The sequence below is a fragment of the Cobetia sp. Dlab-2-AX genome, assembly GCF_024124625.1.
Lineage (GTDB): Bacteria > Pseudomonadota > Gammaproteobacteria > Pseudomonadales > Halomonadaceae > Cobetia.
Window position 1 is genome coordinate 443,862 of sequence record NZ_JAMXRV010000003.1, and the last position, 26,898, is coordinate 470,759.

General features: G+C 65.1%; 20 protein-coding genes. 17 read left to right on the top strand and 3 right to left on the bottom strand.

Annotated elements, in window-relative coordinates:
- Positions 1-20 precede the first annotated feature (20 nt).
- Positions 21-2,003, bottom strand: coding sequence for a transglycosylase SLT domain-containing protein (locus NH396_RS07610; RefSeq protein WP_253062684.1), 1,983 nt, complete (start codon positions 2,001-2,003; stop codon positions 21-23).
- Positions 2,004-2,277: 274 nt separating this feature from the next.
- Between NH396_RS07610 and NH396_RS07615 the strand changes: the two genes are divergently transcribed.
- From NH396_RS07615 to sixA, 12 genes are all read left to right on the top strand, one after another.
- Positions 2,278-2,616, top strand: coding sequence for a YkvA family protein (locus tag NH396_RS07615; protein WP_176676495.1), 339 nt, complete (start codon positions 2,278-2,280; stop codon positions 2,614-2,616).
- Between the two features lie 260 nt (positions 2,617-2,876).
- Positions 2,877-3,263 (top strand): MAPEG family protein, encoded by a 387-nt coding sequence (locus tag NH396_RS07620; protein WP_176676496.1) that lies wholly within the window; start codon positions 2,877-2,879, stop codon positions 3,261-3,263.
- Positions 3,263-4,438: a PaaI family thioesterase gene (locus NH396_RS07625; RefSeq protein ID WP_253062686.1), complete on the top strand. Its 1,176-nt coding sequence runs from the start codon at positions 3,263-3,265 to the stop codon at positions 4,436-4,438. Before NH396_RS07620 ends, NH396_RS07625 begins: the two co-directional genes overlap by 1 nt.
- 332 nt (positions 4,439-4,770) lie before the next feature.
- Entirely contained in the window at positions 4,771-6,654 is a 1,884-nt protein-coding gene (gene htpG / locus NH396_RS07630; RefSeq protein WP_176676497.1) for a molecular chaperone HtpG, read from the top strand.
- A gap of 436 nt (positions 6,655-7,090) precedes the next feature.
- Entirely contained in the window at positions 7,091-8,062 is a 972-nt protein-coding gene (locus NH396_RS07635; protein ID WP_176676498.1) for a glucosaminidase domain-containing protein, read from the top strand.
- Positions 8,063-8,119: 57 nt separating this feature from the next.
- Entirely contained in the window at positions 8,120-10,189 is a 2,070-nt protein-coding gene (locus NH396_RS07640) for an ATP-dependent helicase (RefSeq protein ID WP_176676499.1), read from the top strand.
- A complete protein-coding gene (locus tag NH396_RS07645; protein ID WP_176676500.1) occupies positions 10,182-11,861 on the top strand; it encodes a protein adenylyltransferase SelO family protein in 1,680 nt (559 codons plus the stop codon). Before NH396_RS07640 ends, NH396_RS07645 begins: the two co-directional genes overlap by 8 nt.
- Before the next feature lie 622 nt (positions 11,862-12,483).
- Positions 12,484-13,701 carry an NAD(P) transhydrogenase subunit alpha gene (locus NH396_RS07650; RefSeq protein WP_253062705.1) on the top strand — a complete coding sequence of 406 codons (1,218 nt, stop codon included), beginning with the start codon at positions 12,484-12,486 and terminating at the stop codon, positions 13,699-13,701.
- Complete coding sequence (locus tag NH396_RS07655) at positions 13,698-14,030, top strand: NAD(P) transhydrogenase subunit alpha (protein ID WP_043335532.1); 333 nt, start codon at positions 13,698-13,700, stop codon at positions 14,028-14,030. Before NH396_RS07650 ends, NH396_RS07655 begins: the two co-directional genes overlap by 4 nt.
- On the top strand, positions 14,030-15,418 hold the full coding sequence (locus NH396_RS07660) for an NAD(P)(+) transhydrogenase (Re/Si-specific) subunit beta (RefSeq protein WP_175088123.1): 1,389 nt from the start codon (positions 14,030-14,032) through the stop codon (positions 15,416-15,418). Before NH396_RS07655 ends, NH396_RS07660 begins: the two co-directional genes overlap by 1 nt.
- 330 nt (positions 15,419-15,748) lie before the next feature.
- Positions 15,749-16,876, top strand: a complete 1,128-nt coding sequence (locus NH396_RS07665; RefSeq protein WP_084589572.1) for an NAD(P)H-dependent glycerol-3-phosphate dehydrogenase — start codon at positions 15,749-15,751, stop codon at positions 16,874-16,876.
- 150 nt (positions 16,877-17,026) lie between these two features.
- Positions 17,027-17,536, top strand: a complete 510-nt coding sequence (gene sixA, locus NH396_RS07670) for a phosphohistidine phosphatase SixA (RefSeq protein ID WP_176676501.1) — start codon at positions 17,027-17,029, stop codon at positions 17,534-17,536.
- Between the two features lie 122 nt (positions 17,537-17,658).
- Here the strand turns inward: sixA and NH396_RS07675 are convergent, their stop codons facing one another.
- Positions 17,659-18,609 carry an AEC family transporter gene (locus NH396_RS07675; protein WP_176676502.1) on the bottom strand — a complete coding sequence of 317 codons (951 nt, stop codon included), beginning with the start codon at positions 18,607-18,609 and terminating at the stop codon, positions 17,659-17,661.
- A 168-nt stretch (positions 18,610-18,777) separates the two neighbouring features.
- Positions 18,778-18,909: a hypothetical protein gene (locus NH396_RS17040; RefSeq protein WP_263643036.1), complete on the bottom strand. Its 132-nt coding sequence runs from the start codon at positions 18,907-18,909 to the stop codon at positions 18,778-18,780.
- Positions 18,910-19,556: 647 nt separating this feature from the next.
- On the opposite strand from NH396_RS17040, the gene NH396_RS07680 reads away from it, so the two are divergent.
- The 5 genes from NH396_RS07680 to NH396_RS07700 all read left to right on the top strand — a co-directional run bounded on the left by NH396_RS07680 (position 19,557) and on the right by NH396_RS07700 (position 26,843).
- Positions 19,557-20,669, top strand: coding sequence for an ABC transporter ATP-binding protein (locus tag NH396_RS07680; protein WP_253062707.1), 1,113 nt, complete (start codon positions 19,557-19,559; stop codon positions 20,667-20,669).
- Positions 20,666-23,431: a GldG family protein gene (locus NH396_RS07685; protein ID WP_176676504.1), complete on the top strand. Its 2,766-nt coding sequence runs from the start codon at positions 20,666-20,668 to the stop codon at positions 23,429-23,431. The genes NH396_RS07680 and NH396_RS07685 overlap by 4 nt, the downstream gene beginning before the upstream one ends.
- Positions 23,431-24,777, top strand: a complete 1,347-nt coding sequence (locus NH396_RS07690) for a DUF4340 domain-containing protein (RefSeq protein WP_176676505.1) — start codon at positions 23,431-23,433, stop codon at positions 24,775-24,777. Before NH396_RS07685 ends, NH396_RS07690 begins: the two co-directional genes overlap by 1 nt.
- 195 nt (positions 24,778-24,972) lie before the next feature.
- On the top strand, positions 24,973-25,878 hold the full coding sequence (locus NH396_RS07695; RefSeq protein ID WP_253062709.1) for an alpha/beta hydrolase: 906 nt from the start codon (positions 24,973-24,975) through the stop codon (positions 25,876-25,878).
- Positions 25,872-26,843, top strand: coding sequence for an alpha/beta hydrolase (locus NH396_RS07700; RefSeq protein WP_253062756.1), 972 nt, complete (start codon positions 25,872-25,874; stop codon positions 26,841-26,843). Before NH396_RS07695 ends, NH396_RS07700 begins: the two co-directional genes overlap by 7 nt.
- The last annotated feature ends 55 nt before the right edge of the window (positions 26,844-26,898 follow it).

Consider the following 26,898-nt stretch of genomic DNA (forward strand, 5'->3'; position numbering starts at 1 on the left):
GTTGCGGGATGCTGCTCGGCTCAGCGGCGATCCACCAGGGCGGTGGTGTAACGCTGGCTGACTTCGCGGTCGCTGACCACCTTGACGCCCTCGCTGGTGCCCTTGGCCAGGCTTTCGAAGATTACGCGGTAGGCCAGCACGGCCTTGACGTATTCGCGGGTCTCCTTGAAGGGGATACGCTCGACGAAGCGGTCGTATTCTCCCGGGGTGTCGGCGAGCCAACGATCGACGCGTCCCGGCCCGGCGTTGTAGGCCGCGGCGGCGGCCAGGCGGTTGCCGGAGTAGCGGTCCAGCATCTCGCGGATGTAGGTGCTGCCAAGGCGGATATTGGTGACCGGGTCCCCCAGCGCCGCGTTGCTGGGCGTGGGCAGTCCCAGGCCGCGACTGACCTGAGCGGCGGTGCCCGGCATCAGCTGCATCAGGCCACGTGCACCCACCGGCGAGGTGGCGGTGGGGTTGAAGGCGCTCTCGCGACGCGCGAGTGCCATCAGCATCCACGGGTCGACGCCGGCATCGGCACCGAAGCGCTGGAAGTCCTGCTGCCAGGCCGGCGGGAAGCGCCAGGAAAGGCCATCCCACAGCTGGCCACGGATGGTGGCAAAGACGGTCAGGTCATACCATTTCTGCTGGAGCGCGTAGGCTGCAAGACGGCGAGCCCCGGCGTCATCCGCCTGGGTGACGGCGTTGAACCACTCGGAGCGAGCCAGACCGATCTCGTCAATGTTCATCAGTGCTCTGACGCGCTTGACGGCCGGCGTCTCGGCGACCTCGGCCAGTTCCGCGTCGGAGAAGTCCTGGTCATCACGATTGAGCGAGTAGGCCTGGCCGATACGGTCGGCGGCCAGGAAGCCGTAGAAGTTGCGCTCAGTCGCGGCGCGCGTCCAGGCGGTGCGTGCTTCCTGCGGGCGACCCAGGCTGTCATCGGCACGCCCCAGCCAATACTGGTAGCGGGCTTCGTTGCGGAAGCGGTCCGGCATCTTCAACACCCATTCACGCACCTGCGGCCAGTCGCCAGCACGCACCGCGTTGCGCATGCGCAGATCGAACAGCTCCTCGTCATCGAGGATGGTCAGGCGCTGATCGACCCAGCCGCGGTTGTTGGGGATGTCGCGCACCAGTGAATACCAGGCGAGGTCGCGCTCGACGGTGTGGCGCTGTTCATCACTCATCGGCATGTGCGGATTCACCTTGCGCCAGGCTTCCAGCGCGGCCTCGGTGTCGGCACGCACGAAGCCATGCATGGCGGCGACGCTCAAGGCGGCGAAGGCATGACCGCCGTGGCCGAGATTGGTCGGCAGGCGCGTGATGGCGGCAAAGTTGCCCTCAAGCTGCTCGCGTGCCGCGATGGCCCGCTGCCAGCTGCTGGGCAGCTGGCGCTCGAGATAGCTGACCATGCCACCCTGGCCGGCAGCCCAGGCGAGCATGGCGCGCTCCCAGATGGCTTGATCATCGATCACGCCACGCTCGCGCAACGCCGAGAACAGCGGGTCACAGGCCGAGTCCTGCGAGCTGGAGACATGCCAGAGCTGCAGGCCGCCTTGCGATGCGCTCGCGACATCATTGCCCAGCTGCGCCGTGTAGTAATAGCACTGGCGCTGCGCGCCGGCCGGCACGCCATCGCTGACTTCCAGCAGGGCATCATGACGGCCGGTACGCCCGTAGGCTGAGATCGCCTGGCCTCGCATCCACTCGGCCAACGGCGAGTCTGCATGGCGCTCGATGAAGGACAGCACTTCCGCGGCGGTGGCGTACGGCAGGCGGGCCTTGAGCTGGTGATACTCGATGTAGCCTTCCAGCACGTGGCCATTGACGGCGACCTGCTGAATCTCGTCAAAGCGCTTGGCGCGCGCATCATCGAAGGCGGCGCGGAAGCTCTGGTCACTGGGAGTGGCGGCCTGCAGGGGCAGGCTCAGTCCCAACAGCAGGCCTAGGCCGGTGAGGTGCCGCAGCGCCGCGAAGCGACGGCTGCCACGGGGTCGGAGTGTTTGCTTGCCTGGTGTCACCTGGGACTCCTGCGACTGTCGGTAAAGGGGGCGTGGACTGGCTGCGACCTTGTGGTGGCGGTTCAGTGCCCCGATGTTGAACAAGTGCCCCGATATTGGCTATCAGGGGTTGCCGATTCAGTAACGATAGTGGCTATCGTGGCAGTGGTCGGCGCTGAATAACAGCACCATCTGATACTGATAGTGAATTATCCGAGAGTGATATCGCGGCTGTGCTGCCGGGAAGATGAAAAGCTCAGTGAATGAAATTTGTGCTACCCGTGAGGAGTCCACTATGGGCAAGGCATTATGGTTGACGCGATTGTTTGGCCGCCGACATGTGCTGGGCAAGGCAGGCGCCGCCTTGCGCACCATGGGGCCCTTGCTGCGCGACGTTGTGAGCGGACGTTATCGCCCGGTGCCGTGGAAGGCGCTGGGGTTGGCGGCCGGCGCCTTCATCTATCTGGTCTCGCCGCTGGATCTGATCCCGGATCTGCTGGTGGGGCTGGGGATCCTCGATGATCTGGTGATCGTGACCTGGTTGCTCGGCAAGCTCGATGATGCGCTGGTCGACTATCGCCTGTGGCGTGGCGAGATTCCCGAACCTGATCCCTCCGATCCGCCGGCACCCTGAGGGCGTCCAGCGTGGAAATGCCATTCATCTGCCAGCCTGGATATAGGTACTGGCCATTGGCCGCATGGCAGGCACGCTGCGACCCTGCCATGCTCGTGATACGCTATCAAACACCAGTTTGAATGGCGTGCCGTCAGTGTCTGATCTGTCGTCTATCACAGGGCGGTGCGCCGTTTTATCCCAGGCGGTGCGTCGTTTTATCAAGGTAAGGCGCGCCGCTATGGCAACGCCCTGAACAACGCCTTTCAAGGAAATTCTGCATGCTGATCTATGCCTGCCTGCTGTTTGCGGCACTGATGCTGGTGCTGACCAAGGCTCCGGTCGCCTGGGCGCAACAGCGAACCGGTCGCTACGACAACCACGATCCGCGCGCACAGCAGCGTGAGCTGACGGGCTTCGGGGCCCGCGCGCTCGCCGCGCACCAGAACACCATCGAAGCCTTTCCGCTGTTTGCCGCCGGGGTGCTGGTCAGCCTCATCGCTGCACCGGGCGCCCCCATCGCGACCACGCTGGCGGTGGTCTTCGTGCTGGTGCGTCTGGGCTATTGGGGCTGCTACCTGGCCAATATCGCCTTGCTGCGATCACTGCTGTGGGGCGTCGGCTATCTGGTCTCGCTGGCGCTGATGGCGATGCCGCTGTGGATGTGATGCCTGCAGTGCCGCAGAGCCTGCTGGGGCTGGCCGTCAATCCCGCTGATGTGCCGGCCGCGGGTGGCGTATTGGATGACGCCAGCTGGGCGCGGGCGCTGACCGGATTCCTGAGCTTCATTCCGCACACGGCGCGCTTGAACGTCAGGGTCGAGGAGGTCGCCGCGCCGGCCATCCGCATGCAGCTGCCGTGGCAGCCGGCCTGGATCGGCGATCCACATCGCAGGCTGGTACATGGCGGCGTGTTGACCATGTTCGCCGATACGCTGTGTGGCAGCGCCGTGCTCACGGGGCTGTCGGCACCGGAAGTCTGCCCGACGCTGGATCTGCGTCTCGATCACTACCGACCCGGCGTCGAGGGGCTGGCGTTGGTGGGCGAGGCGCGCGTGCTGCGGGTCACGGAATCGATGGTGTTTACCGAGGCACAGATCTGGCAGCAGCCGGGCAAGATCCTGTGTCGTGCGATCGGCAACTTCGTCAGGCTCGGCGAGCGCAATACGCCCAGCGGCTTTGCCGAGGCGCTGCTGGCGGCGGCCAACGCTCAAGCCCCCGCGAATCCCTCCATGCCCGAGTCCGGACCGCACGGGCAGTCATCACAGGCTGCACAGCCAGCAGGCGAGAAAACCGAGCCGCAGGCTACGCGTGATGCCCGAGACCCGCGCGGGCTGCTCAGTGCACGGCGTTTCGTCGAAGGGCAGCGCACTCACGCCGACCTGGCGGCGCTGCTGGCGAGTCTGCCCTACGCGCAGGCGATCGGGCTTGGGCTGTGTGCCATTGATGGGCAGCAGGCGGGCGCGGCCTGTGATCTCGACCTGCATCCCGAGCAGGCGCTGAGCTATTCCATGGCGGCGATGCCCGACAATGTCGGCAACCCGATGCTGCCTGCAGTGCATGGCGGTGTGCTGGCCGCGGCGATGGAAACCGCCGCCACGCTTGAGGTGCTCAGGCGGCATGGGCGCGGCGGTCGTGAAGCACGCCTGCCCAAGCTGATCGATTTTTCCATCGACTATCTGGCCACGGCGCACGGCGATCAGGTGACGCGCATCGACTGTGAAGTGATGCGTGAAGGTCGGCGCATGACCAATGTGCGCGTCAGCGCCTGGCAGAAATCCCGCGAGCAACCGGTCGCCAGCGCGCGCATGCACTTCGTGCTGGAGTCACTCGCCTCCCCATGATGGGCAGGCGATATCTGCTCTGCAGGCATCACACCTGAGAGCACCTCCCTGAATGCCAGCGCTTCGTTGGCTCCCTCCGTTGTCTCCTTTCATTGCTACCCCAGGGAGCCGCTTGGGTGTTTCTATGGCACACGCCTGGCGCGTATGGCGCAATCATCTGTCGCTAGTGCCTTGAAATCCCTCACCCTTGCCCCATATCTGATCCACGAGTGCTTCCTGCGATCTGCCGCCCAAGAAAGGCAGGCGTCGGCGAGCCGGTTCCATTGTTGCGGGGGCGCTCTGGCCACCGCGAATCTTCTTTTCAGGCATCCACGACATAGAGGTCCTTTTCGATGACGACCGCCACTCACACCGAAACGCATGGCTTCCAGACAGAAGTGAAGCAGCTGCTTCACCTCATGATCCACTCGCTGTATTCCAACCGCGAGATCTTCCTGCGCGAGCTGGTCTCCAACGCGGCGGATGCCTGCGACAAGCTGCGTTACCAGGCGCTGGACAACGACGCCCTCTACGGCAACGACAGCGAACTGCGCATCGAGATCGAGCACGATGCCGAGGCGAAGACCATCACCCTGCGTGACAACGGCATCGGCATGAGCCGTGACGATGTGGTCGCCAATCTGGGTACCATCGCACGCTCCGGCACTGCCGAGTTCATGAAGAACCTGTCTGGCGACCAGCAGAAGGATTCGCGTCTGATCGGTCAGTTCGGTGTCGGCTTCTACTCCGGCTTCATCGTCGCCGACGAGATCACCGTGCGCACCCGTCGCGCCGACCTGGGCGCTGATCAGGGCGTCGAGTGGAAGTCCCGTGGCGAGGGCGAGTTCAGCGTCGCCGACATCGAGCGTGCCGAGCGCGGTACCGAGATCGTGCTGCACCTCAAGGACGATGCCGTCGAGTTTGCCGACGATTATCGCCTGCGCAGTCTGGTCACCAAGTACTCCGACCATATCGAACTGCCGGTGCGCATGAAGCGCGTCGAGAAGGACGAGGAAGGCAACGAGCAGGTCCACTGGGAAACCGCCAACTCCGCCACTGCGCTGTGGGTGCGCTCCAAGTCCGAGGTCAGTGACGAGGAGTACAAGAACTTCTACAAGCACGTCTCGCATGACTTCTCGGACCCGCTCAGCTGGAGCCACAACAAGGTCGAGGGCAAGCTCGAGTACACCAGCCTGCTGTTCGTGCCGGGCCGTGCGCCGTTCGATCTCTACCAGCGCGATGCCGCGCGTGGCCTGAAACTCTACGTGCAGCGCGTCTTCATCATGGACGACGCCGAGCAGTTCCTGCCGCTGTACCTGCGCTTCATCAAGGGCGTGCTGGACACCAATGACCTGTCGCTGAACGTCTCGCGTGAACTGCTGCAGCAGGACCCGCAGGTCGACAAGCTCAAGTCCGCGCTGACCAAGCGTGGCCTGGACATGCTCAAGAAGCTGGCCAAGGACCCCGGGCAGTACCAGACCTTCTGGAACCAGTTCGGCTCCGTGCTCAAGGAAGGCCCGGCGGAAGACTTCGCCAACCGTGAGAAGATCGCCGAGCTGCTGCGCTTCTCCACCACCGAGACCGACAGCGCGACCCAGGACCAGTCACTGGCCCAGTACGTCGAGCGCATGAAGGAAGGCCAGAGCAAGATCTACTACCTGGTGGCCGACAGCTTCAATGCCGCCAAGTCCAGCCCGCACCTCGAGATCTTCCGCAAGAAGGGTATCGAAGTCCTGCTGCTGACCGACCGCATCGACGAGTGGCTGATGAGCCACCTCACCGAGTTCGACGGCAAGTCCTTCGCGGATGTCGCCAAGGGCGATCTCGATCTCGGCGATGTCGAGAACGAAGAAGAGAAGAAGGCCCAGGAAGAGACCGCCAAGGCCAAGGAAGATCTGGTCAAGCGCGTCAAGGAAGCGCTGGCCGAGAACGTTCAGGAAGTGCGCATCACGCACCGTCTGACCGATTCCCCGGCCTGCGTGGTGCTGCCGGAGCACGAGATGGGCTACCAGATGCGCAAGATGATGGAAGCCGCTGGCCAGCCGCTGCCGGAAGTGAAGCCGATTCTCGAGCTGAACCCGGAGCATGCTCTGGTCACGCGTCTGGAAGGCGGTGAAGGCGATTACTTCACCGACCTGGCACACGTGCTGCTCGATCAGGCCATCATCGCCGAAGGCGGTGCGCTGGAAGATCCGGCCGCCTACGTGCGCCGCCTGAACAGCATGCTCAGCGCCTGAGACGGCGGAACGATCGAGTCACTGGCTTGATCAGGCATGTCCGCCACGACGCCCTCGCAGCCTGTGCTGCGGGGGCGTTTTGCGTTGGGTGTGTCGTCAGCGATAGCGTCCAGTGCGAGGTGCAGAGCGTGAAGGGCAGGAAGGCGGCAGGGTAGGAAGGGATGAAGGGAGGAAGGGGAAAGGAAAAAGAAAAAAGAAAAAAGAAAAAGGTGAGGATGCGCAGGGAGCGCAGAGCGCGCCGCGTCAGTAGAGCGAAAAGGCGGGCACCGTCTGGCGGTCTGTCGGTGACGGACGACAGGGCTTGCCGTGTCTTTCCTCGCTTGGCCGACCGCGCCATCTTCTCGCGTACGCGTTTTTAGGGTTTCATGCAGCCTCATGAGATACGCTGATGGTATCTCGCGTCTTGCTACTGCATCCCTCTCGATGAGCGCAGCACATGACTTACCTACCTTTCTCTGCGGGTTGGCTGACTGGCGGAGTGCGTGGCATGCCACGCCTGGCTCGCCTGCCACGCCTGCCACGCCTGCCCGCGTGGACGTGGGCCTGGCCGCGGCGCTCGTGGCGCCTGAGCCCTGTTCGTCTGGGCTCTGTCCGTCCGGGCTCTGTTCATCTGAGCCCTGCTCGCCTGTTCATCGCTGCCTTGCTGCTGGTGATGGGGCTGGGCTCGATGGCGCAGGCGGCACGGCTGGATGATGAGCTGCTGGCCCGTGACAGGACCCATCAGATGCCGGACCTGCGGCCCTATCCCGCGGGCAACCAGCGCAAGGTCGCCTTCTTCGAGCTGATGATTCCGCTGGTGGTGGCCGAGAACCAGCGCATCGCCGAGCAGCGCGACTGGTTGCTGGCGATGCGCAAGCGCGCCGGTGATGGAGGGCGTGACTACAGCGAGCGCGAGCAGGAGCGCCTCAATGGCCTGTGTGATCAGGTCAATCTGCCCTGTGATGTCACGCGCGAAGACATCGGCGTCAGCTGGACGCGCCTGCTGCTGCGCATCGATACCCTGCCGCTGGACATGGTGCTGGTGCAGGCCATCGAGGAGTCGGGCTGGGGGACGTCGGGTCATGCCCGTGAGGCCAACAATCTGTTCGGCATGCGTTGCTTCTCGCGCGGCTGCGGTATCGGGCCGCTGGGGCGTGAATATCGGCGCTTCGAGAGCCTGGAGGCGGGTATCGCCGCCTATTTCGACAATCTCAATTCCCAGCGCAGCTACGCCGAGCTACGTGAGCTGCGCGGGCGTCTGCGCAACGCGGGCCAGCCGGTGCGCGCCGAAGACCTCATCCCGACGCTGAGTGCCTACTCGACGCGGGGCAACGCCTACTTCACCACGCTCTATGAACTGTTGCGTTGGAATCGTGGCCTGATGCGTACCGTGCGTGAGCGCCTCGCGGCCAATGGCGCGCTGTCCTAGTCATGATCGCGCAGCGAAGGTCTTGCCCCCCGCGCTGACAGGGGGGATCATGCCGCCATGCATCTGAGCAATGATCAACGGCGAATTCTCGCCCATCCCTTTCCCTCGCGCCTGCGCGATCGCACGCCGGCCAACAGCGCCGAGCACAGCGATTGCGTGGTGGTGCGTGCCTGCGCCGGCAGCGGCAAGACCGTACTGATGGTCGAGCTGGCGCGTACCTACGCCGACGAGACTCTCATCTATACCTCACTCAACCCGGCGGTGGCGGGGCGGACCGCCAGTCAGCTGCCCGCCAATGTCCAGTCGCTGTCGCTGCATCAGCTGGCGCGCCAGGCCTTGATGGAGGAGTACGGCGACAAGCTCAAGCGCCAGCCCGACATCACGCGCCGCCTGGCGCCGCAGAGTCTCAGCTGGCTGGGCAGTCTTTCCAGCCAGTCCCGCAGCCTGATCGCCCAGGGCCTGAACACCTTCTTCGCCGAGAGCGACGCGGTGCCGATGCCTGAGCACCTGCCCGACGGCGTGGCACAACGGCTGAGCGCCAATGAGCTGCGCCAGCTGGTCGAGAGCATGCGACTGGTGTGGGAGTGCCTGCTGGACCCCGCCGATCACCAGCAGAGCCTGTCGTTCAACGCCTTGCTCAAGCTGTGGTCGCAGCATGGCCAGTCGCTGGAGGCCGACCTGGTGATGCTGGATGAGGCGCAGGACGCCACGCCAGCGTTGCTGGCCATGTTGCGTCGCCAGCGCTGCGACCTGCTGCTGATCGGCGACCCGCATCAGAGCCTGTCGCGCCAGGTGGAAGGCATGAGTTCGCTGGATTCGCCGCTGCTGGCCGATGCCACCGTCTACTCACTGCCCGGCGCCTGGCGCTTCGGGCCGGCATTGGCGGCGCTGGGCACGCGGTTGGCGGCCTGTTCGCCCACCGCGCGTGAACAGGCCATGAGCGGCCTCGGTCCGGCGACCCGTCTGGCGCTGCCCGCAGTGCGTGAAGCATTGCTGCACTCCGGCAGGCGCCACGCTGTGATCAGTGCCGGCCCGGTGGCGGCGTTGAGGGAGGCGCTGGCACTGCACCAGCGCGGCATTGCGGTGGCCTGGCTGGATGGCATCGAGGGCTATCCGCTGGCGGGGCTGCTGGATCATTGGCGACTCTGGCGCGCACATCAGCTGGCCGAGCAGGGCGACAGGGCCAGTCAGCGTGAGTGCTGGCGACTGCTGCCCCCCTCCCTGACGCGGCTCGGACAGACTCCGGCGCAGGTACTGGGGGCTCTGGCGCGTCTCGAGGATCATCAGGCGCGCAGTCTGCATGAGTTGGCCTCCTGGTATGCCCAGGCGCCACTCGATCAATGGATCGGGGAGTTGCGCAAGCACGATGGTGACCTGCAGGCCGCCATCGTCAGTGCTCACTCGCGGGGACAGTCGGTCGAGCTACCCACAGTCATGCTGGGGACGGTGTTCCGCGCCAAGGGTCTCGAATTTGATTGCGTGGTGCTGGCCGATGATCTGGCATTGCCAAGCGAGCGCCAGCAATTGCCCAATCAGGTGCTGGTCACCAATCTCAGCTACACCGCCGCCACGCGGGCACGCCAGCTGCTGGTACTCAATGAGCGCCTGAGCCACTGGTGGCAGGCGCAGGGCGAGAGTGAGCGCTTCCCTCTGCTCGAGGCACTGCCGCAGGCCTGGCTGAGCGAGTCCACGCATGGCGTGCAGGCGCCGCACCCGTGGTGGGGCAAGGCGCGCCTGTCGGAGTTGGCACTGACACCGCGCAAGCGCCTGCTGCTGCGCCGTCATGAGACCTCGCTTGAGAGCACGCCTGCTGCGGTGTCGCCCGCGGCTGGCACGCGCGAGCAGGCGCAAGCCTCGGGCGACCCTGTCAGCCATGCTCAGCACCTGGACCATGATCAGCACCTGGGCCATGCCCGGGACTCCGACGATGCCCTGCAGGCGCTCAAACGTCAGGCGCGCACCGATACGACGGCGCGCAAGCTGTATGAGATGGCCAGCAAGCTGCCACCCGGGCGGCCCTCCGGCGGTCTGCGCAGCCTGTTGACCCCGAGTGATGCCGCCGCGTCCACTTCTTCCCCCAGCGGGTCGCCGACCCCCGGTGGCCCGACGGAGCCTCTTGATGAGTGAGTTTTCCCCTACGCACGCCGCGCACGTGCATGACCTGGCGGCGCTGCGCTTCAACAACCGTTATGCCCGCCTGCCTGAGTACTTCTTCACGCGTGTCGCCCCAGAGCCGCGACAAGGCACGCGCCTTGCCGATGTGAGTCCTGACTGCGCTCGTCTGCTGGGGCTGGAGGCGCCCTTGGACTCCGACGCCTCCAGCGAGGAGGCGCTCGAGCAGCTGCGACTCTTGATGGCCGGTGAGCAGTTGTTACCAGGCATGGACGCATTGGCCCAGAAATACACCGGTCATCAGTTCGGTCACTACAATCCGCAGCTCGGCGACGGGCGAGGCATTCTGCTCGGCGAACTTGAGATCGAACACGGCAAGACCTTCGATCTGCATCTCAAGGGCGCCGGTCGTACGCCTTACTCGCGCTTCGGCGATGGTCAGGCGGTGGTGCGCTCCAGCGTGCGCGAGTATCTGGCCAGCGAGTACATGGCGGCGCTGGGCATTCCCACCAGCCGCGCGCTGGCACTGGCGGTGAATGGCGAGCGGGTCCAGCGCGAGACCGTCGAGCCCGGCGCTACCGTGTTGCGCGTCTGCGAGAGCCACCTGCGCTTCGGGCACTTCGAGTGGCTGGCCCACTCCGGCCGGCATGAAGACCTCAAGACGCTGATCGATCACGCCCTGCGGGAGCACTTCCCCGAGTGCCTGCCCGAGATGTCGGAAGAGCCTTCCGACATGGGCGACATCGGGCGCGAGCCGCTGGATGAAGCGACACGCATCGCCGCCGCGCTGGGCATGTTCGAGACAGTGATCACTCGCACCGCGAAACTGATCGCGGCCTGGCAGGCCTACGGCTTCGTGCATGCGGTGATGAACACCGACAACATGTCACTGCTGGGGCTGACCTTCGATTACGGGCCTTACGCTTTCCTCGATGGCTATGAAGAGAATCTGGTACCGAATCATACCGATCAGGCCGGGCGCTATGGTTTCGCCCAGCAGCCGGGCATCGGGCTATGGAATCTGGAGCGTCTGGGCGTCGCGCTGTCGCCGCTGATCGACGTGGACGCACTCTCCACTGCGCTGGGTGCCTACGAGGGCGAGTTGCAGCGTGAATATGCCCGCCTGATGCGCGCGCGTCTCGGGTTGCCGGATGCTCGCGATGAGGACATGACGCTGGTGCAGCAGTGGCGCGAGCTGCTGGCGGCCGGCAAGGTCGACCACACCCATGCCTACCGCCTTCTCAGTCATTGGGATGTCGCGCAGCCCGCGCCGGAAACGCTGGTCGTGCGCCTGGCCGGCGAGCGTGGGCCGCATGGCAATTCGGCCCGGGCGCGCGATGAAGCCTCGGCGTGGCTTGAGCGCTATCAGGCGCGCGTCATGGCCATCGGGCTCTCTGCCGAGAATGAGCGCCAGCGTCGTCTGGCCATGCTCGGCTGCAATCCGCTCTATGTGCCGCGCACGCATCTGCTGCTGGAGGTGATCGCACGGGTCGAGCAGGGCGATGACACGACACTCAAGGCCTTGCGTCAGCGTCTGACGGCACCCTTCTTCCGCCCCGAGGAGGGTAGTCTGGAGGCGGCGCAGGAGCTGGGGCAGGCGCAGGGCGTCGATGCCGAGCTGGTCGATGACTGGACACGGCCACCGGCGGCGAATGCCGCGCCGATCTGCATGAGTTGCTCGTCCTGAGCGGCTCTGTCAGAGCCGCTCTCATTGAGGGGGCCTGAACTGCTTCGCTGACAGCGCAAGCCAAGGACTAACATCCGCTTTGTGCAATGCGGGAATCACGCGCTGACACTCAAGTCATCGTCATGAATATGGGATGCTGCTGCTGCGGTATCCCATTTTTCATGGCAGGCACTGTCACAGCCATAAGCTCGAGATTATGCGATGCATAACACAAAGCTGAGCTATTCTTGGTGAGGTGCCTTTTGTAAACTCATTGAAAATCAGTGACTTGGTAGTGTCGCAAGGCGCCTGTCAGCATAAGGCGGCTGTTATGACTGTCATAACGATAGCTTTATGCTTGATTTTATTGCTTTTTTTGCAATGCAGCGCTTGACCCTGATGCACCGTCAAGAAAAGACTGATGCTGGACACTCATCGTGTCGCGGGTGATGTCAGGCCTTCTGGCCATGCGTGAGTCACGGCTTGCGATTCAGGCAAGTCTCACCTGTGACAGGCAATAACGTCGCTGAAAGCGCCTCCGGCAGGCAGGATGGCGCGAATCAGCGCTCAACAGGAACGACGCCATGAATCTTTCAAGGCTGGCAGCCTCAGGCATGAACACGGACGTGAAACGAGGTGCGCGATGCTGAATATTCTAGTCGTGCGCGAGATGCGTGCACCGGACCTGGTGACACCCGACGAGGGCGTGAGCAGCACACTGGCGCGCGGGGAGTGCCGCGTCGCGCTGGACCCGGTGACGGCCGGCAAGCTCGCACGTCACCTGGACAGCAGCGTCAGTGACACCAGCGACGCCATCGTGCACGTGGAGAGCGGTGCCGGACGTCATGCGCACTTCGATGATGCGGCCTACGCCGCCCAGGCCGGGGTGGCGGTCGTCGCCGAGGCCGATATCGCAGCGGCGCGTGCCGCGGCGGATCTCGTGCTGTGCGTGCGCACGCCCAGCGAGTCACAGATCAGCGAGTTGCGTGAGGGCGCGGTGGTGGTGGCATTGATGACGCCATACCAGAATCCGCAGCTGATCAGCAAGCTTGCCAGTCAGGGGCTGACCAGCCTGTGCATGGAATTCGTGCCGCGTATCTCGCGGGCCCAGAGCATGGACGCCCTGTCCTCGCAGGCGGGTGTCGCGGGCTATCACGCCGCGCTGCTGGCGGCCAACGAGTCCTCGGTGTTCTTCCCGATGCTGACGACTGCCGCCGGTACCGTGCGTCCGGCGCGTGTCGTGGTGGTCGGTGCCGGCGTCGCGGGTCTGCAGGCCATCGCGACTGCCAAGCGTCTCGGCGCCCAGGTGTGGGCCTATGACATTCGCGCTGCCGCGCGTGAGCAGGTCGAATCGCTGGGCGCCAAGATGATCGATACCGGCGTCGATGCCTCCGGCGAGGGCGGCTACGCTCGCGAGCTGACCGATGACGAGCGCGCCCAGCAGGCCGAGGCACTGGCACGTCACATGGGCGACGCGCATGTGGTGATCTCCACCGCCGCGATTCCGGGGCGTCCGTCACCGCGCATCATCAGCCGCGAGATGGTCGAGGGCATGAAGCCTGGCGCCGTGCTGGTCGATCTCGCCGCCGAAGGCGGTGGCAACTGTGAACTGACCGAGCCTGGCAAGCGTGTCGAGCACGCCGGTGTCACGGTACTCGGCCCGCTGGACATGGCCTCGAGCCTGGCGGTCAATGCCAGCGAGATGTACGCCAAGAACCTTTTCAACCTGCTGACCCCCTACATGAAGGATGGCGAACTGACGCTGGACTTCGAGGATGCGGTGCTCGGCCCGATGCGTCTGACCGATGGCGGCCGCATCACCCACGATGACGTACGCGCTCGCGCGGAGGACGCCGCATGATCGAAGGACTTTCTGCCGTATACATCCTGATGCTGGCGGCCTTCGTCGGCTACGAGGTCATCTCGCGTGTGCCGGTGATTCTGCACACGCCCCTGATGTCCGGTTCCAACTTCATCCACGGCATCGTGCTGGTCGGGGCGATGATCGCCCTCGGTCAGGCCGAGACCGGCATGCAGCAGTTCATCGGCTTCATCGCCGTGCTGCTGGGCGCCGGCAACGCGGTCGGCGGTTATGTGGTCACCGAGCGCATGCTGGAAATGTTCAAGACCAGTGATCGCAGCAAGGGCACAGACGCTGCCAATGGCATCAACGACAAGGAGGCTCGCTGATGAACTGGCTGGTCGAAACAGGGTATTTCGCGGCGGCGGTGGTCTTCATCCTCGGCCTCAAGCGCATGTCACATCCTTCCACGGCACGCAGCGGCATCCATTGGGCCGGTATCGCGATGGTCGTGGCCACGCTGCTGACCTTCCTGCATCCGCAGATTGATGGTCGTTATGGTCTGATGCTGCTGGCCATCGTCATCGGTGGCGGTATCGCCTGGTACTCCGGCAACAAGGTCGAGATGACCGACATGCCGCAGATGATCGCCATCTACAACGGCATGGGTGGCGGTGCGGCAGCGGCGATCGCTGCGGTCGAGCTGATGCGCATGAGCGACAACCCGGCATTGATCGAGCAGCACGGCTCGCTGGCGCTGTGGCTGGGCGTGCTCGGGGCGATGATCGGTGCGGTGGCCTTCTCCGGTTCCATCGTCGCCTGGGCCAAGCTGGATGGGCGCCTCAAGAAGGCGTTCAACTTCCCGAGTCAGCAGCTGATCAACATGATCGTGCTGGGTCTGACGGTCTATCTGGGCGTCGTGATCGCGGCGGTGGAACCGTCCGGCTCGCTGGTGCTGGTGTTCTTCGTGCTTGCGTTGCTGTTCGGCGCGATGCTGGCACTGCCCATCGGTGGCGCCGACATGCCGGTGATCATCTCGCTGTTCAATGCGCTGACCGGCCTTGCGGTGGCAATGGAAGGCTTCGTGCTCGGCAATGCCGCGATGATCATCGCCGGTACTGTCGTCGGGGCGGCCGGTACGCTGCTGACCCAGCTGATGGCCAAGGCCATGAATCGTCCGCTCCGCAACGTGCTGTTCAAGCAATTCGGCGGCGCCTCCGGTGTCGAGCAGGGCGAGATCGAGGGCAGCATGAAGGCTTCCGATCCGATGGACGCCGCCGTGCAGCTGGCCTTCGCCGAGCGCGTCATCATCGTGCCGGGGTACGGCATGGCGGTGGCACAGGCGCAGCACAAGGTCTGGGAGATGGTCGAGCTGCTGGGTGAGCGTGGCGTCGAAGTGCGCTTCGCGATCCACCCGGTCGCCGGTCGCATGCCGGGCCACATGAATGTGCTGCTGGCGGAAGCCGGCGTGCCCTACGATATGATCGCGGACCTGGACGAGATCAACAACGACTTCGAGACCACCGACGTCACGCTGGTCATCGGCGCCAATGACGTGGTCAATCCGGTCGCCAAGAACGACGCCTCAAGCCCGCTGTACGGCATGCCGATCCTCAATGCCGACCAGTCCCGCAACGTGCTGGTGATCAAGCGCGGTCAGGGCTCCGGCTTCTCCGGTGTCGAGAATCACCTCTTCTATCTTGACCACACGCGCATGGTGTATGGCGATGGTCAGAAGGTGGTCGGCGACATGATCACGGCCCTCAAGACGCTGTGATCTGACGCCTCGGCGTGATGGGTCAAGTCTGCCGCCATCCCGCCAGCGCTGAACAGACCGGCAATTTCTGCGCCTCAGGGGCAGGGATTGCCGGTTTTTTATGCATATCGATTGTTCATGCACATCGAGAGTTCATGCGTATCGATGGTTCGTGTAGGTCGATTGCGCGCGAGGCGCGCATGGCAGTCGCGTCACTCAGTCGCGTCAACCAGGCGCAGCCCCTGCGTTGGCCATGAAGCCTGCGCAGACATCTCTTGTTCAGCATTCTCTGACAAACTATGAGTACAATGCCTGCCATTCACTGAGCACATCGTCATCCAAGGAGTCAGCATGTCTGCCACTACCCCTTCACCTCGTCGGGCCATTCGTGATCGCGAGGTAAGCGAAACGACCCCTCAGGCGGTGGGACTCAATGTCTGCGTGCTGGGTGGCGGCAGCTTCGGGACCGCGATCGCCTCGATTGCCGCCGACAATGGTGCCAGCGTCACCCAGTGGATGCGTGATGCCAGCCAGGCCGAGGAGGTCAACACCCGGCACCGCAACTCGGGCTATCTGCCGGGCTTCGAGATCAATGCCTCGGTGCGTGCCACCACCGACATGGCCGATGCACTGGCCGAGGCCGAGCTGGTCTGCGTGGCGATTCCTTCCAAGGCCTTCCGTACGGTGGTCCGCCAGGCGCGCGCCCACCTGCGTGAAGGGCAGATACTGGTGGCTACCACCAAGGGCATCGAGAGCGAAGGCTTCACCCTGATGAGCGAGGTGCTGGAGCAGGAAACCGGCTTCACGCACATCGGCGTGCTGTCTGGCCCCAATCTGGCGGCCGAGATCGCCCAGCGGCAGCTGACAGCCACGGTGATCGCCTCCGACGACGCCTACACCCGCGCTCGCGTGCAGACGGCCTTCGGCTGCGACTATTTCCGTGTCTACGCCAGTAATGACCGCTACGGCGTCGAGCTGGGCGGGGCGCTGAAGAACATCTATGCCATCGCGGCCGGCATGGCCGCGGCCCTTGGCATGGGCGAGAACACCCGTGCCATGCTGATGACCCGCGCGCTGGCCGAGATGAGCCGCTTCGCCGTGGCCAAGGGCGCCAATCCGATGACCTTCCTCGGCCTTGCCGGTGTGGGCGATCTGATCGTGACCTGCTCCTCGCCGCTGTCGCGCAACTATCGGGTCGGCTACGCACTGGGAGAAGGGCGCACCCTCGACCAGGCGGTCGAGGTGCTGGGCCAGGTCGCCGAGGGTGTCAATACCGTGCGATTGGTGCAGGATGAATCCGAGCGACTGGGCATCTACATGCCGCTGGTCAGTGGCATGGCCAAGGTGCTGTTCGAGAATGTCGACCCGCATCACATGGCCCGCGCGCTGATGGGCGGTGAGCAATCCAGCGATGTAGAGTTCGTGCTGTCGCGTGAGTCGGTGCAGCAGGCGCGGCAGTTGGAACCCGACGGCTCCTGAGGACTCATAGCAGGTGATGGAACGTGTTTCGCCATCCCCTTGTCTGACTCGTGCAACGCTCCGGTTGGCGAGCCCCTGGTCATCGGCCGCAGCGATGGAGCCATTCGTGACGTGCTCGGGCTGCGGCAGTCATCTTTTCAGGAGAATGTCATGAGTGTACTGATCATGCGTCACGGCGAGGCCCTGGCTGGCACGCCGGACCCCGAACGCGAATTGAGCGAGAATGGCCGCGAAGAGGCGCGCCGCATCGGTCGCTGGCTGGCTCATCAGCTGCCCGCCGAGCGTCGTGCGCGTCTGACGCTGGTCGTCAGTCCGTTTACCCGCGCCCAGCAGACCGCCCAGGAGATCTCCTCGGCGCTTGAGTTGAGTGGTGAGCAGCAGACCACGCTGGAGATCATCACCCCGGATGACCCGCTGACACCGGTGCTCGACTGGCTGCAGACCCATGTGCCGCCCACTTCTGAGGGATGCGAACCACGCGACTGGCTGATCATCAGCCACAATCCGCTGGTCTCGAATCTGGCCAGCGCTCTGGTCGATGGCCCCGGCAGCACCCAGCTGGCCTTTGCCACCGCAAGCCTCGCCTGGCTGGACGCCGATGTCTGGGCCGCTGGCCTGGCGGATCTGTACCAGTTCGTGAGCCCGGCGGAGCTGGCGTAAGTCACGCGCGGCTGTCATGAACCACAACCATTGAGCCGCAACCATTGAGTCACAACGAAACGCCCCCGCCAGTCTGCACTGGCGGGGGCGTTTCGCTTTGGCCTGCAGCCAGACCGCTGCTGCTAGACCAGACCGCTCAACTTGAGCACGAAGATGCCGGTCGTGATGGTGATACCTGCCATCAGGGTGCTGATGGCGATGATATTGGCGGCCAGGCGGTCATTGCCGCCCATTGCCCGTACCATCACGAAGCTTGCCGCCGCCGTCGGTGAGGCGAAGAACAGGAACAGCACGCCGAGTTCGGTGCCGCGGAAGCCCAGCAGCACGGCGACGGTGGTCGCCAGCAGTGGCACGCTGATCATCTTCATCAGACTGGCACTGAGGGCCAGCTTGCGGCCTTCACGCAGCGAGCGCATCGACAGGGTACCGCCGATGCAGATCAATGCCAGCGGCAGCGTCATGCGTGCGAAGTAATCACCGGAAGTCTCCAGCCACTCGGGCAGCTGCCAGCTGAAGGCCGCGAAGGGCAGGGCGGCCAGCACGCCGAGAATCAACGGGTTGGTGATGATACCGCGCGCGATGCCAGTCCAGCTGGTACGGCCATCGCCGAGATAGCTCGACAGCACCACTACCGACAGCATGTTGTAGGACAGGATGACGACGCCCATCAGGATGCCGCCCATCGACAGGCCAAGATCGCCATAGAGATTGGCGGCCAACGCCAGTCCGACGATGGCGCAGTTGCCGCGAAATGCTCCCTGGACCACCTCGCCACGCTCCTTGCGTGGTACGCGCAGAATCGCCCAGCCCCACAGCAGCAGGAAGGTGGCCAGTGTCGCGCAGGCGAAGTAGATCAGCATGTCCGGACGCAGGGCGTGATCGAGATCGGCCCGCACGATGGAGAGGAAGACCAGCGCCGGCATGGTGCCCTTGAACACCAGCGATGAGGCGGTGCTGATGAAGGTGTCGTCGATCCAGCCGAGTCGCTTGAGCCCCAGGCCCAGAAATACCATCGCGAAGACCGGGACGGTGACGTTCAACGTCGCGACGAACAGTGCCAGCATGTCGTTCATGAAGTCGTCTCGCTCATGTTCACCCTTGTCGTGTGCAGGTTGTGGTGTGTCTGATCAGGCCTGATGCCGGTGGTTGCGCCGCTGACGATAGTAGTGCGTGATGTAGCGGCGCGTGATGTAGTGGCGCGTAATGTGGCGGCGCGTGATGTGTCGGCGCAAGGAGCGCCTTCAGGCCAGCCAGAAGCCCGTGATCAAGGCCGCTGCCAGCAAGGCCCAGAACAGCCCGTTGCGCAGACGGGTATCGCGGCGCGGCCTGGAAGACGGCGAGGAGGTAGCGGACTGCTTGTCATGCTTGGGCATCGAGGGGTCCTGTCCAGCAAGATTAAATGAAGGCTCACAGAATGAAGGCTCAACGTGTGAAGGCTCTGGCAGGCAGACCGCCGGCCAGCAAGGCGCTCTGACAACGGCGCGTGCCTGTCATCCGCCCAGCATATCAGGCTTTCCTTAGACTCAGGGATAGTCGTTCAGTTCTGGGCTAGTGGTTCAGCTCTGGTATCAGGTTCTGCTGTGCGAATGCCGCCAACCAAGGGCGCGTGTGGGCGTGATGATCGAGAAGACAGGCGCCACGATACGCCTTGAGGGCCGGCAAAGGGCGGAATAGACGCCATAACCGCGCGAGTGGTGACTGCGCGCGTACTCCTGCTTGGCGAGCGCAGGCTGTCGGCTTACCCTGTGCGCTGCATTGTCATCTGTCACGGCCATCTCTCAAGATCAGCCGCCGGAGCCACGATCATCTTCCGGCCTCATGATCACCTGCCGGAACCATCAGTCCCGGCTACGCATTGCCCCTATCAGGAAAAGTACAAGGAGCGGGTATCTTGCAGGACCCATACACGACCTCTGCGTCATCCTCTGCCGCGGCGTCCTCTGCTGTGACTCGCTCTGCGGCAACTCGATCTGCGTCAATCCCCGAGCGCGCGTCTGACGATCCGTCCGCTTCCCCGGCGTTGTTGGTCAGTCGCGGGCTCGGGCGTCAATTCGGTCAGCAACAGGCCGTCACCGGGCTGACCTTCACGGCCTCGCGTGGTGAGGTCATCGGCCTGCTGGGGCCCAATGGCGCCGGCAAGACCACCAGCCTGCGCATGCTGGCGGGCACGCTCGCCGCCACCCAGGGGCAGCTGGAGCTGGAAGGCGAAGCCTTCGATGGTCGCGCCAGTCAGCGCCAGCTCAATCGCCTCAAGCGTCGCATCGGCTATCTGCCGGAGGGCGCACCCCTGTGGCCGCAGCTGACGGTGCGCGAGAGTCTCGAGTGCGTGGCGGGTCTGCATGGGTTGTCGCGCAAGGTGCGTAATGATCGCCTTTCGGCATTGATGGATCGCCTGGATATCACGCCTTTCGCCAATCAATTGTGCGCTGTGTTATCCAAAGGCTATCGGCGTCGCGTGGCGCTGGCGATGGCGTTGACCCATGATCCGGACGTCCTGCTGCTCGATGAGCCCACCGATGGGCTGGACCCGCTGCAGAAGGACAGCGTGCGCGCCTTCATTCGTGAGCTGGGTCGCGAGCGTCTGATCATCGTCTCCACTCATCTTCTGGAGGAAGTGCCTCGCATCTGTGACCGCGTACTGGTCATGGCCAATGGCCAGCTGGGCTTCGATGATACGCCGGAGGCGCTGGCCGCGACCTCCGTCAGCGAAGGCATCCTGGGGGGCAGTCGTTCGCGCTACGGCGCGGGGTATGGCGCGAGTTCCAGTCTGCCGGTATGGCGAGTGACGTTGAGTCGGGCCTTGAGCGAGCGCGAACTGGCCAGTGTCTCGCGTCTGCCGGGCGTGGCGGCCATCACGCCCGTCAAGCCCGGCGATGCCATGGCGCTTGACAAGTCGCCGCTGGTGATCTCGACCGGTGCCGTGCTGCGACTGGCCGGGCGTCTCCATCAGGACCCGCGCCCCGCGCTGGCACGCTGGTGCAGCTACATGGAAATCCGCCTCGATGAATGTGTCCACGAACGGGGCGATATCGAGGTCGCGTTCCGCCAGCTGGTGACGCGCATGGCGGAGCAGCCCTCGCCGCTGCCGATGCGCAGGCAGGCACCGCGCGCAGATCAGGAGGTGTCGTCATGAGGGCCGTTCTCGCGCTGGTCCGCCGTGACCTGCATCAGGCACTGACACAAGGCGCCAGCTGGTCGCTGCTGGTGGTGATGGCGGTGCTGGCGCCGCTGGGGGCCTTCGAGGTGGGCGATCTGCTGGCACGTGATCGCGCCGATCTTGGCTCGCTTTGGCAGGTGTTGCCCTGGTTGCTGGTGCTGTGGACGCCGCTGCTGGCCCTGCGCGGCTGGCCGGAAGAGCGTGCCAACGGCCTGCTCGAATGGCTGTCCGGCCTCGGGCTGGGGGCCTGGCGACTGGCCAGCGCACGCTTGATCAGTGCCAGCGTGCTGGGCTGGCTGGGGCTTGCGATGACGGCGCCGCTGGTGGTGTTGGTCCATTGGCTCGGCACGCCGGATCTCGGCCTGATGCTCAGCGGCTATCTGGGCATGGTGCTGCTGGTGATGGCGCTGGCCAGTCTCGGTCAGGCGCTGGCGGTGCGCGCGCCTTCTGCGCTGTCGGCGTGGCTCGGGGCGCTGGTGCTGGGCCTGGCGCTGATGCTGCCGGGCACACCTGCGGTGACGAGCCAGCTGGCTCAGCATCTGGCACCGCACTGGGTGCAGCTGCTCGATCTGATCAGCTTGCCGGCGCATCTGACGCCTTTCAGTGAAGGCCGGCCGATCTGGCTCGATGCCAGCTACTTCCTGCTGCTGACTCTGGCCGGGCTGGTGCTGCAGGCGCGCGGCCTCAGTCAGGAACGCCATGCACGCAAGCAGGCGCCACGGTGGCTGGTCACGGCGGCACTGGCGGCTGCGGTCACCGCGCTATTGCTGGCTGGCGTGCGCCTGCCGCCGCTGCTGACGGCCGACGGCCACAACCCGCTCACCCGCGCGCATGATCTGACCGCCACGCGTCAGCACAGCCTGAGCCCTGCCAGCCGTGCGGTGCTCGGTGGCCTCGAGGCACCGGTGACATTGACCTTCGCCTACAGCGAACGCTTCGCCGCCGACCTGCCGCAGCTGCGTGAACTGGCGACACGGATCGAGACGCGTCTGGCCGCCTTCGCGCGTGAGCCGCAGATACGCCTCAAGCGTGTCGACCCTGCGCCGGACAGTGCAGACTTCGCGGATCTCGAGGCGCAGGGCTTGACCGCGCTGTCATTGCCGGGCGGTGAAGAGATGCTGTTCGGGCTGGTGGTGGATGGCCCCTACGCCGAACGCCGCGCCATTCCGCTTCTCAAGGCGGCGGATATCGGCGGGCTGGAAGCGCGGGTGACACGCCAGATCCAGGAAGTCTCGCGCACCGAGCCACCGCGCCTGGGTGTCGTCTCGCGTTTGCCGGTAATGGGGAAGCCCAGCCTGGAGCAGGGCAGAGCACTGGGCAGCTGGGGCCTGATGGAGCATCTCAATGCACGCCTGCGCATCGACTGGCTGTCGGCCGGTGATGATGCCTCGCGCCCGATCGCCGATCAGGATGCGTTGCTGGTGATTGCGCCGCGGCTGTTGCCGGTCAAGACGCTGGAGGCCATCACGGCCTATCTCGAGCGTGGCGGCCGGGTGTTGATGCTGGTGGACCCGCTGCCCGAAATGCTCGATCAGCCGGCGCCGGCTTCCGAGGCGCTCGAGGCCTTGCTGGCGCGCGCCGGGCTTGAATCACGCGCGGGCGAGGTGGTGGCGGATGCACAGCTGGCCTTGCCGATCGGCTTGCTGGACGGCACCCGTGCGCTGAGCCCGACACTGCTCGGGTTAAGCGCTGCGCAGCTGTCGGACGCCGCGCTCAACCTCAATGTCGAGCAACTGGTGATGTCCAGCGCGGGCTGGTTGGCGCCGCTGTCTGATGCAGCAGACGCATCATCGAAAGGCCCGGGAGCGCAGGAAGCGCCGTTGCAGTGGCTGATTCGTGCCAGTGATGAGGCGCGCCTGATTCCGGCCGCGCGTGTCCATGCCAGTCGCATGGACCCGCGTCCGCTGTCGGGGCTGGCGGGGGAAGCGCCGCCGGCTGGTGGCCTGGCGGTGTTGGCGCAATGGCCCTCGACAGGCGCGCAGGGTGGCCAGTTGCTGGTGGTCAGCGATGTCGACATGGCTAGTGACCGTCTGTGGCGGCGCACGGCAGCGGATGGCAGCGAGCAGGCCCTCAATGCCAATGCGCGCTGGCTGGAAAATGCCGTGGACCTGCTGGCGGGCAGCCCCGAGCTGGTCGCCCTGCGTGCGCGTGCCCATCAGGTGCGCGAGCTGACGCGCCTGCATCAACTGGCCGATCGTCAGGCCGCCGAGGAGACCCGGCTGCGCAATGACTGGCAGACGCGTCTGAGTGCGCTCGGCGCGACGCCGGTATCTGGCAAGGCCGAAGCCGCGCAGCAAAGCGACGCCCTGGCGGCGATGCAGAATGACTTCGAGGACGCGTTGTCACGCCAGCAGCGTGAGGCGAATGCCGAGCGTGATGCCCTGCGCCGCGAGCTGCGCCTGTGGACGCTGCTGGCCTTGCCGGTGGCGTTGAGCTTGCTCGGCGAGCTGATCTGTTGGCGCCGCTATCGCGCCAGCCGTCGCGCGGGCTATCAGTCGACAGGGCGTCTGTCAGGGCACGGTCAGCCCAGCGGGAAGCGCAACGCCGAACGAAATGAACAGCGTAAGGAACAACGCAATGAGCAGCGCAATTCACAGCACAGCGCCCGCTCCGCGAGTGACGCCGCCACAAGCACTTCGACAGGCTCTATCAAGTCGACCGCAGGCAAGGCAGCTTCAGGCAAGGCGGCTTCAGGCAAGACAAGACCGAGCGATACTACTCAGTCGGGAGGTGATTGATGGGGCGCTTCAATCGGGCGGGATGGGCACTGACGGCGCTGGTCTCCGTAGCTGCGGCGACGGCGCTCACCGCAGGGCCGTCACTGCTGGAATCGCTGCGCTCAGGCGCCGCCACGGGCGGAGCAGACCCTGCCCAGTGGCAAAGTGATTCGCTGATGACAGTCGCTGCGGGTCAGTCAGGCGTCTTGCAGCCCTTGCCGCTGCTGTCGCAGGTGGCCGCTTCGGCGCAACGTATCGGCATTCGGCGTGGCGCAGAGGCCAGTCAGGACTGGTTGAGTCTGGCGCGTGGGCCCGCAGGCGACTGGCAGATCACCTCATTGGCCGGCTGGCCTGTCCGCCAGGGCAAGGTGGAGGCGTTGGTGAGTCAGCTGGGCGAGGCACAACTGCGCACGCGCAAGCCGGCCACGGACGAGGCACTTGAAGCGCTGGGCTTCAGCGCGCAGTCACCGCTGCTGAGCGTGAAGGGCAATGGCGCTCAGGTGAGTCTGCAACTGGGCGCCAGGCCCGCGGCGGCAACGCAGGTGAACGGCGCGGGCAATGCTGAGTTGGCGGGGCGTTACGTGCGATGGGTGCCGTCGCCCTCGGACGTGAAAGTCAAAGGCTCCTCCACCATGAATGGGGCGGATGGCGCGCCGGTCTGGGAGTTGACGCGCGATGTCGGGTTGCCGGATTGGCGCGGCGGCATGGCGCCCAGTGAAGTGCTGGATGTCACCGAGCTGCGCAGTGACGCCGCGGTATACAAACCGCTGAGTCGCCTGGATATCTCGCTGGCGGCGTCTGCGCTTTCGTCTTCAGTCCGAGGTGCGTCAGCACGGCAAGCGCCGCTGGTGCGAGGCCTGGCACCTGACAGCGACGCTGCCCATGAGATTCTCGCTGCGCTGTCGCCACTGACGCAGAATGACCTGCGCCCCCGCGCCTCCACGCCTGAAAGCGGCGCAGCCCAGCCAGACGGCTGGCAGCCCGCCGTGACGCTGACCCTCAACTGGTCGCGCCCCTCGCTCCATTACCGTCAGCATGAGCAGCTCAGTGATCGCACCCAGCTGGTGCTGGCCATCGCGGCGGGCAGCAAGCCCTGGGCGCGGCTGACGCTCTCCGGCAAGGGGTGGCCACCTGAACTGGTCGCGCGCGTGAATGCCGTCGAGATACAGGTCAATGGCGCGCTGCGTAATCATCTGCTGGCACTGGGCGCGAGGGCGTTGCAAGACGAACCCATTGAGCTCACGGCTGTCGCGATTCAGGCGGCACTGGCGGTCAGTCGTGCCTTGGCGCTGCCTGAGCCGGAAGCCGCCGAGCCGAGCACGGAAACCGCCGCTGCGCTGGTGCCGGCGGCCATGGAGGAGGAGTGAGGTGTTCCATGGGCCAAAGGGAGGAGTGGCGCCCATGGGGCGGGGCTGGCATGCTGTTGACTATATTTAAACAACCGTTTGTCTGGTCGCGTCAGGGACGGCGGCCCGTGGTAAGGAGACCTTGCGATGAATGCCACCTCACGGCAACCCCGGCCCGGGCAGCACTTGTCCGAACCTTCCATGTGCGAAAAGACCTTGTCCGAACAGGACGGCACTGACCCGGCCAGCTTGAATGCGGACACCGAGCGTCCGGTACTGGCCTTCGCGCATGCCAATGGCTTCACCGGTGCCTGCTACAAGAGCCTGTTGGCGCCGCTGGCCGAGCACTTCAATCTGCTGCCGGTGGACCGACTGGCGCATGACCCTGCCTATCCGGTCGGCAACAATCTGATCTCGCTGCGTGATGAGTGGCTGGCATGTCTGGACGCCGCGCTGGGGCCGCTGCCCGCGGCGGGCGGCACCGGGCGCAAGGTGATCGGGGTCGGCCATTCGCTGGGAGGCATCGTCAATTACATGGCGGCGCTCAAGCAGCCGGAGCGCTTCCACTGCCTCGTGCTGCTCGACCCGCCGTTGATGCTGGGCCGCGATGCGCTGGGCATGAAGGTCGCCAAGCGCTTCGGCTTCATTGATCGTGTCACTCCGGCGGGCCGTACCCGTGGGCGTCGCGCACGCTGGGACTCCCGTCAGGCCATGCAGGATTACCTGCGCCGTCGCTCGCTGTTCGCCAACTTCACGCCAGAAGCGCTGGACGACTACATCGACAACGCCACCCATCGTCACGCGGATGGCAGCCTGTCGTTGAGCTTCGATACCCGTCATGAGGTCGAGATCTTCCGCCACCTCAGCGATCACCTGTCAGGCTCACCGGCGAAACTGGCGGTGCCGGTCAGGATTCTGGCCGGCGCCCAGTCTGATCTGCTCACGCCGGCGCGTCAGGCACGCCTACGCCGCGCCGGGCTGACGGTGGAGCATGTCCGGGGAGGACATATGTATCCCTTTGAATACCCACAAGAGACGCGCGCCGCGCTGCTGGCGGCCATCGCCGACCTCGCGCCGCCGAATATACTTCCGCCAGGCCTGCTGGCCGAGAGGCAATCATGAGCACTGATCAATCCGTTCAGGACATTGCAGAGGCTCCCCTGAGCGCCAACGTTACGCTGCGTGAGCGTCGCTTCCCACGTCGCACTGGCGGAGAGCTGGCGGCCCTGGAGTGGGCGCCTGCCGAGCACGCCGAGCAGGCACCGACGTGGCTGGCGCTGCATGGCTGGCTTGACAATGCCGCCAGCTTCAGTCGCCTGGCGCCGCTGTTGTGTGAGCGGCTCGGCATTCGTCTCATCGCCATCGACATGGTCGGTCACGGGCGCTCGAGTCCGCTGGGTGAGCACGGTGATTATGCGGTGTGGGATTACTGTCACGATGTGATCGAGGCGCTGGAAGGCCTGTATGACGAGGGGCTGCCGCGCGCGCCGGTCACGGTGATGGCGCACTCGCTGGGGGCGGCGGTGGCGGGGCAGGTGGCTGCGGCGCTGCCGGAATATATCGCGCGCCTGGTGCTGATCGATGGCATCGGCGCGCTCTCCACGCCGGCATCGGAGGTGGTCGATCAGCTGCGCCGCGGATTGCTGGCACGCCACGCGCAGCCGGCCAGACGCGCCGCTACGCGACGTGCCCATTATCGTCATGTCGAGGACGCCGTGGTGGCGCGGGTTGCGGGAGGTGTCACGCCCATTGATGCCGATACGGCGCGGCCGATCGTCGAGCGCAACCTCGAGGTGCTGGAAGACGGTGGCCTGCGACTGAGAAGTGACCGTCGCCTGCTGCGGCCTTCATTGATGCGCTACACCCCGGAGCAGGTGCTGGCGTTATTGGCGGCGTTGACCCAGCCGGTACTGCTGATCGAGGGCGAGCAGGGTATTCTGACCATAAGGCACGAAGCACAGCAGGCGCGTGATGCCGTGAAGCGGCTCGAGCGTCGCGTCTTGCCGGGTGGCCACCACCTGCATCTGGAGCCACCGCATGTGGCGGCGGTCGCCGATGCCATCGTCGAGTGGGTCAGCTCGCAATGAGTGATGCACCCTGTGCCGTATCCGTTCATCTATCATCATCTGCAGCGGGAGACAT

What these genes read in the sequence shown, in the direction of transcription:
- NH396_RS07660 (WP_175088123.1), top strand. Translation starts at nt 14,030, where the DNA reads ATGAACTGGCTGGTCGAAACAGGGTATTTCGCGGCGGCGGTGGTCTTC.
- NH396_RS07640 (WP_176676499.1), top strand. Translation starts at nt 8,120, where the DNA reads ATGCATCTGAGCAATGATCAACGGCGAATTCTCGCCCATCCCTTTCCC.
- NH396_RS07625 (WP_253062686.1), top strand. Translation starts at nt 3,263, where the DNA reads ATGCCTGCAGTGCCGCAGAGCCTGCTGGGGCTGGCCGTCAATCCCGCT.
- NH396_RS07690 (WP_176676505.1), top strand. Translation starts at nt 23,431, where the DNA reads ATGGGGCGCTTCAATCGGGCGGGATGGGCACTGACGGCGCTGGTCTCC.
- htpG (WP_176676497.1), top strand. Translation starts at nt 4,771, where the DNA reads ATGACGACCGCCACTCACACCGAAACGCATGGCTTCCAGACAGAAGTG.
- NH396_RS07665 (WP_084589572.1), top strand. Translation starts at nt 15,749, where the DNA reads ATGTCTGCCACTACCCCTTCACCTCGTCGGGCCATTCGTGATCGCGAG.
- sixA (WP_176676501.1), top strand. Translation starts at nt 17,027, where the DNA reads ATGAGTGTACTGATCATGCGTCACGGCGAGGCCCTGGCTGGCACGCCG.
- NH396_RS07615 (WP_176676495.1), top strand. Translation starts at nt 2,278, where the DNA reads ATGGGCAAGGCATTATGGTTGACGCGATTGTTTGGCCGCCGACATGTG.
- NH396_RS07655 (WP_043335532.1), top strand. Translation starts at nt 13,698, where the DNA reads ATGATCGAAGGACTTTCTGCCGTATACATCCTGATGCTGGCGGCCTTC.
- NH396_RS17040 (WP_263643036.1), bottom strand. Translation starts at nt 18,909, where the DNA reads ATGCCCAAGCATGACAAGCAGTCCGCTACCTCCTCGCCGTCTTCCAGG.
- NH396_RS07685 (WP_176676504.1), top strand. Translation starts at nt 20,666, where the DNA reads ATGAGGGCCGTTCTCGCGCTGGTCCGCCGTGACCTGCATCAGGCACTG.
- NH396_RS07675 (WP_176676502.1), bottom strand. Translation starts at nt 18,609, where the DNA reads ATGAACGACATGCTGGCACTGTTCGTCGCGACGTTGAACGTCACCGTC.
- NH396_RS07650 (WP_253062705.1), top strand. Translation starts at nt 12,484, where the DNA reads ATGCTGAATATTCTAGTCGTGCGCGAGATGCGTGCACCGGACCTGGTG.
- NH396_RS07635 (WP_176676498.1), top strand. Translation starts at nt 7,091, where the DNA reads ATGACTTACCTACCTTTCTCTGCGGGTTGGCTGACTGGCGGAGTGCGT.
- NH396_RS07620 (WP_176676496.1), top strand. Translation starts at nt 2,877, where the DNA reads ATGCTGATCTATGCCTGCCTGCTGTTTGCGGCACTGATGCTGGTGCTG.
- NH396_RS07645 (WP_176676500.1), top strand. Translation starts at nt 10,182, where the DNA reads ATGAGTGAGTTTTCCCCTACGCACGCCGCGCACGTGCATGACCTGGCG.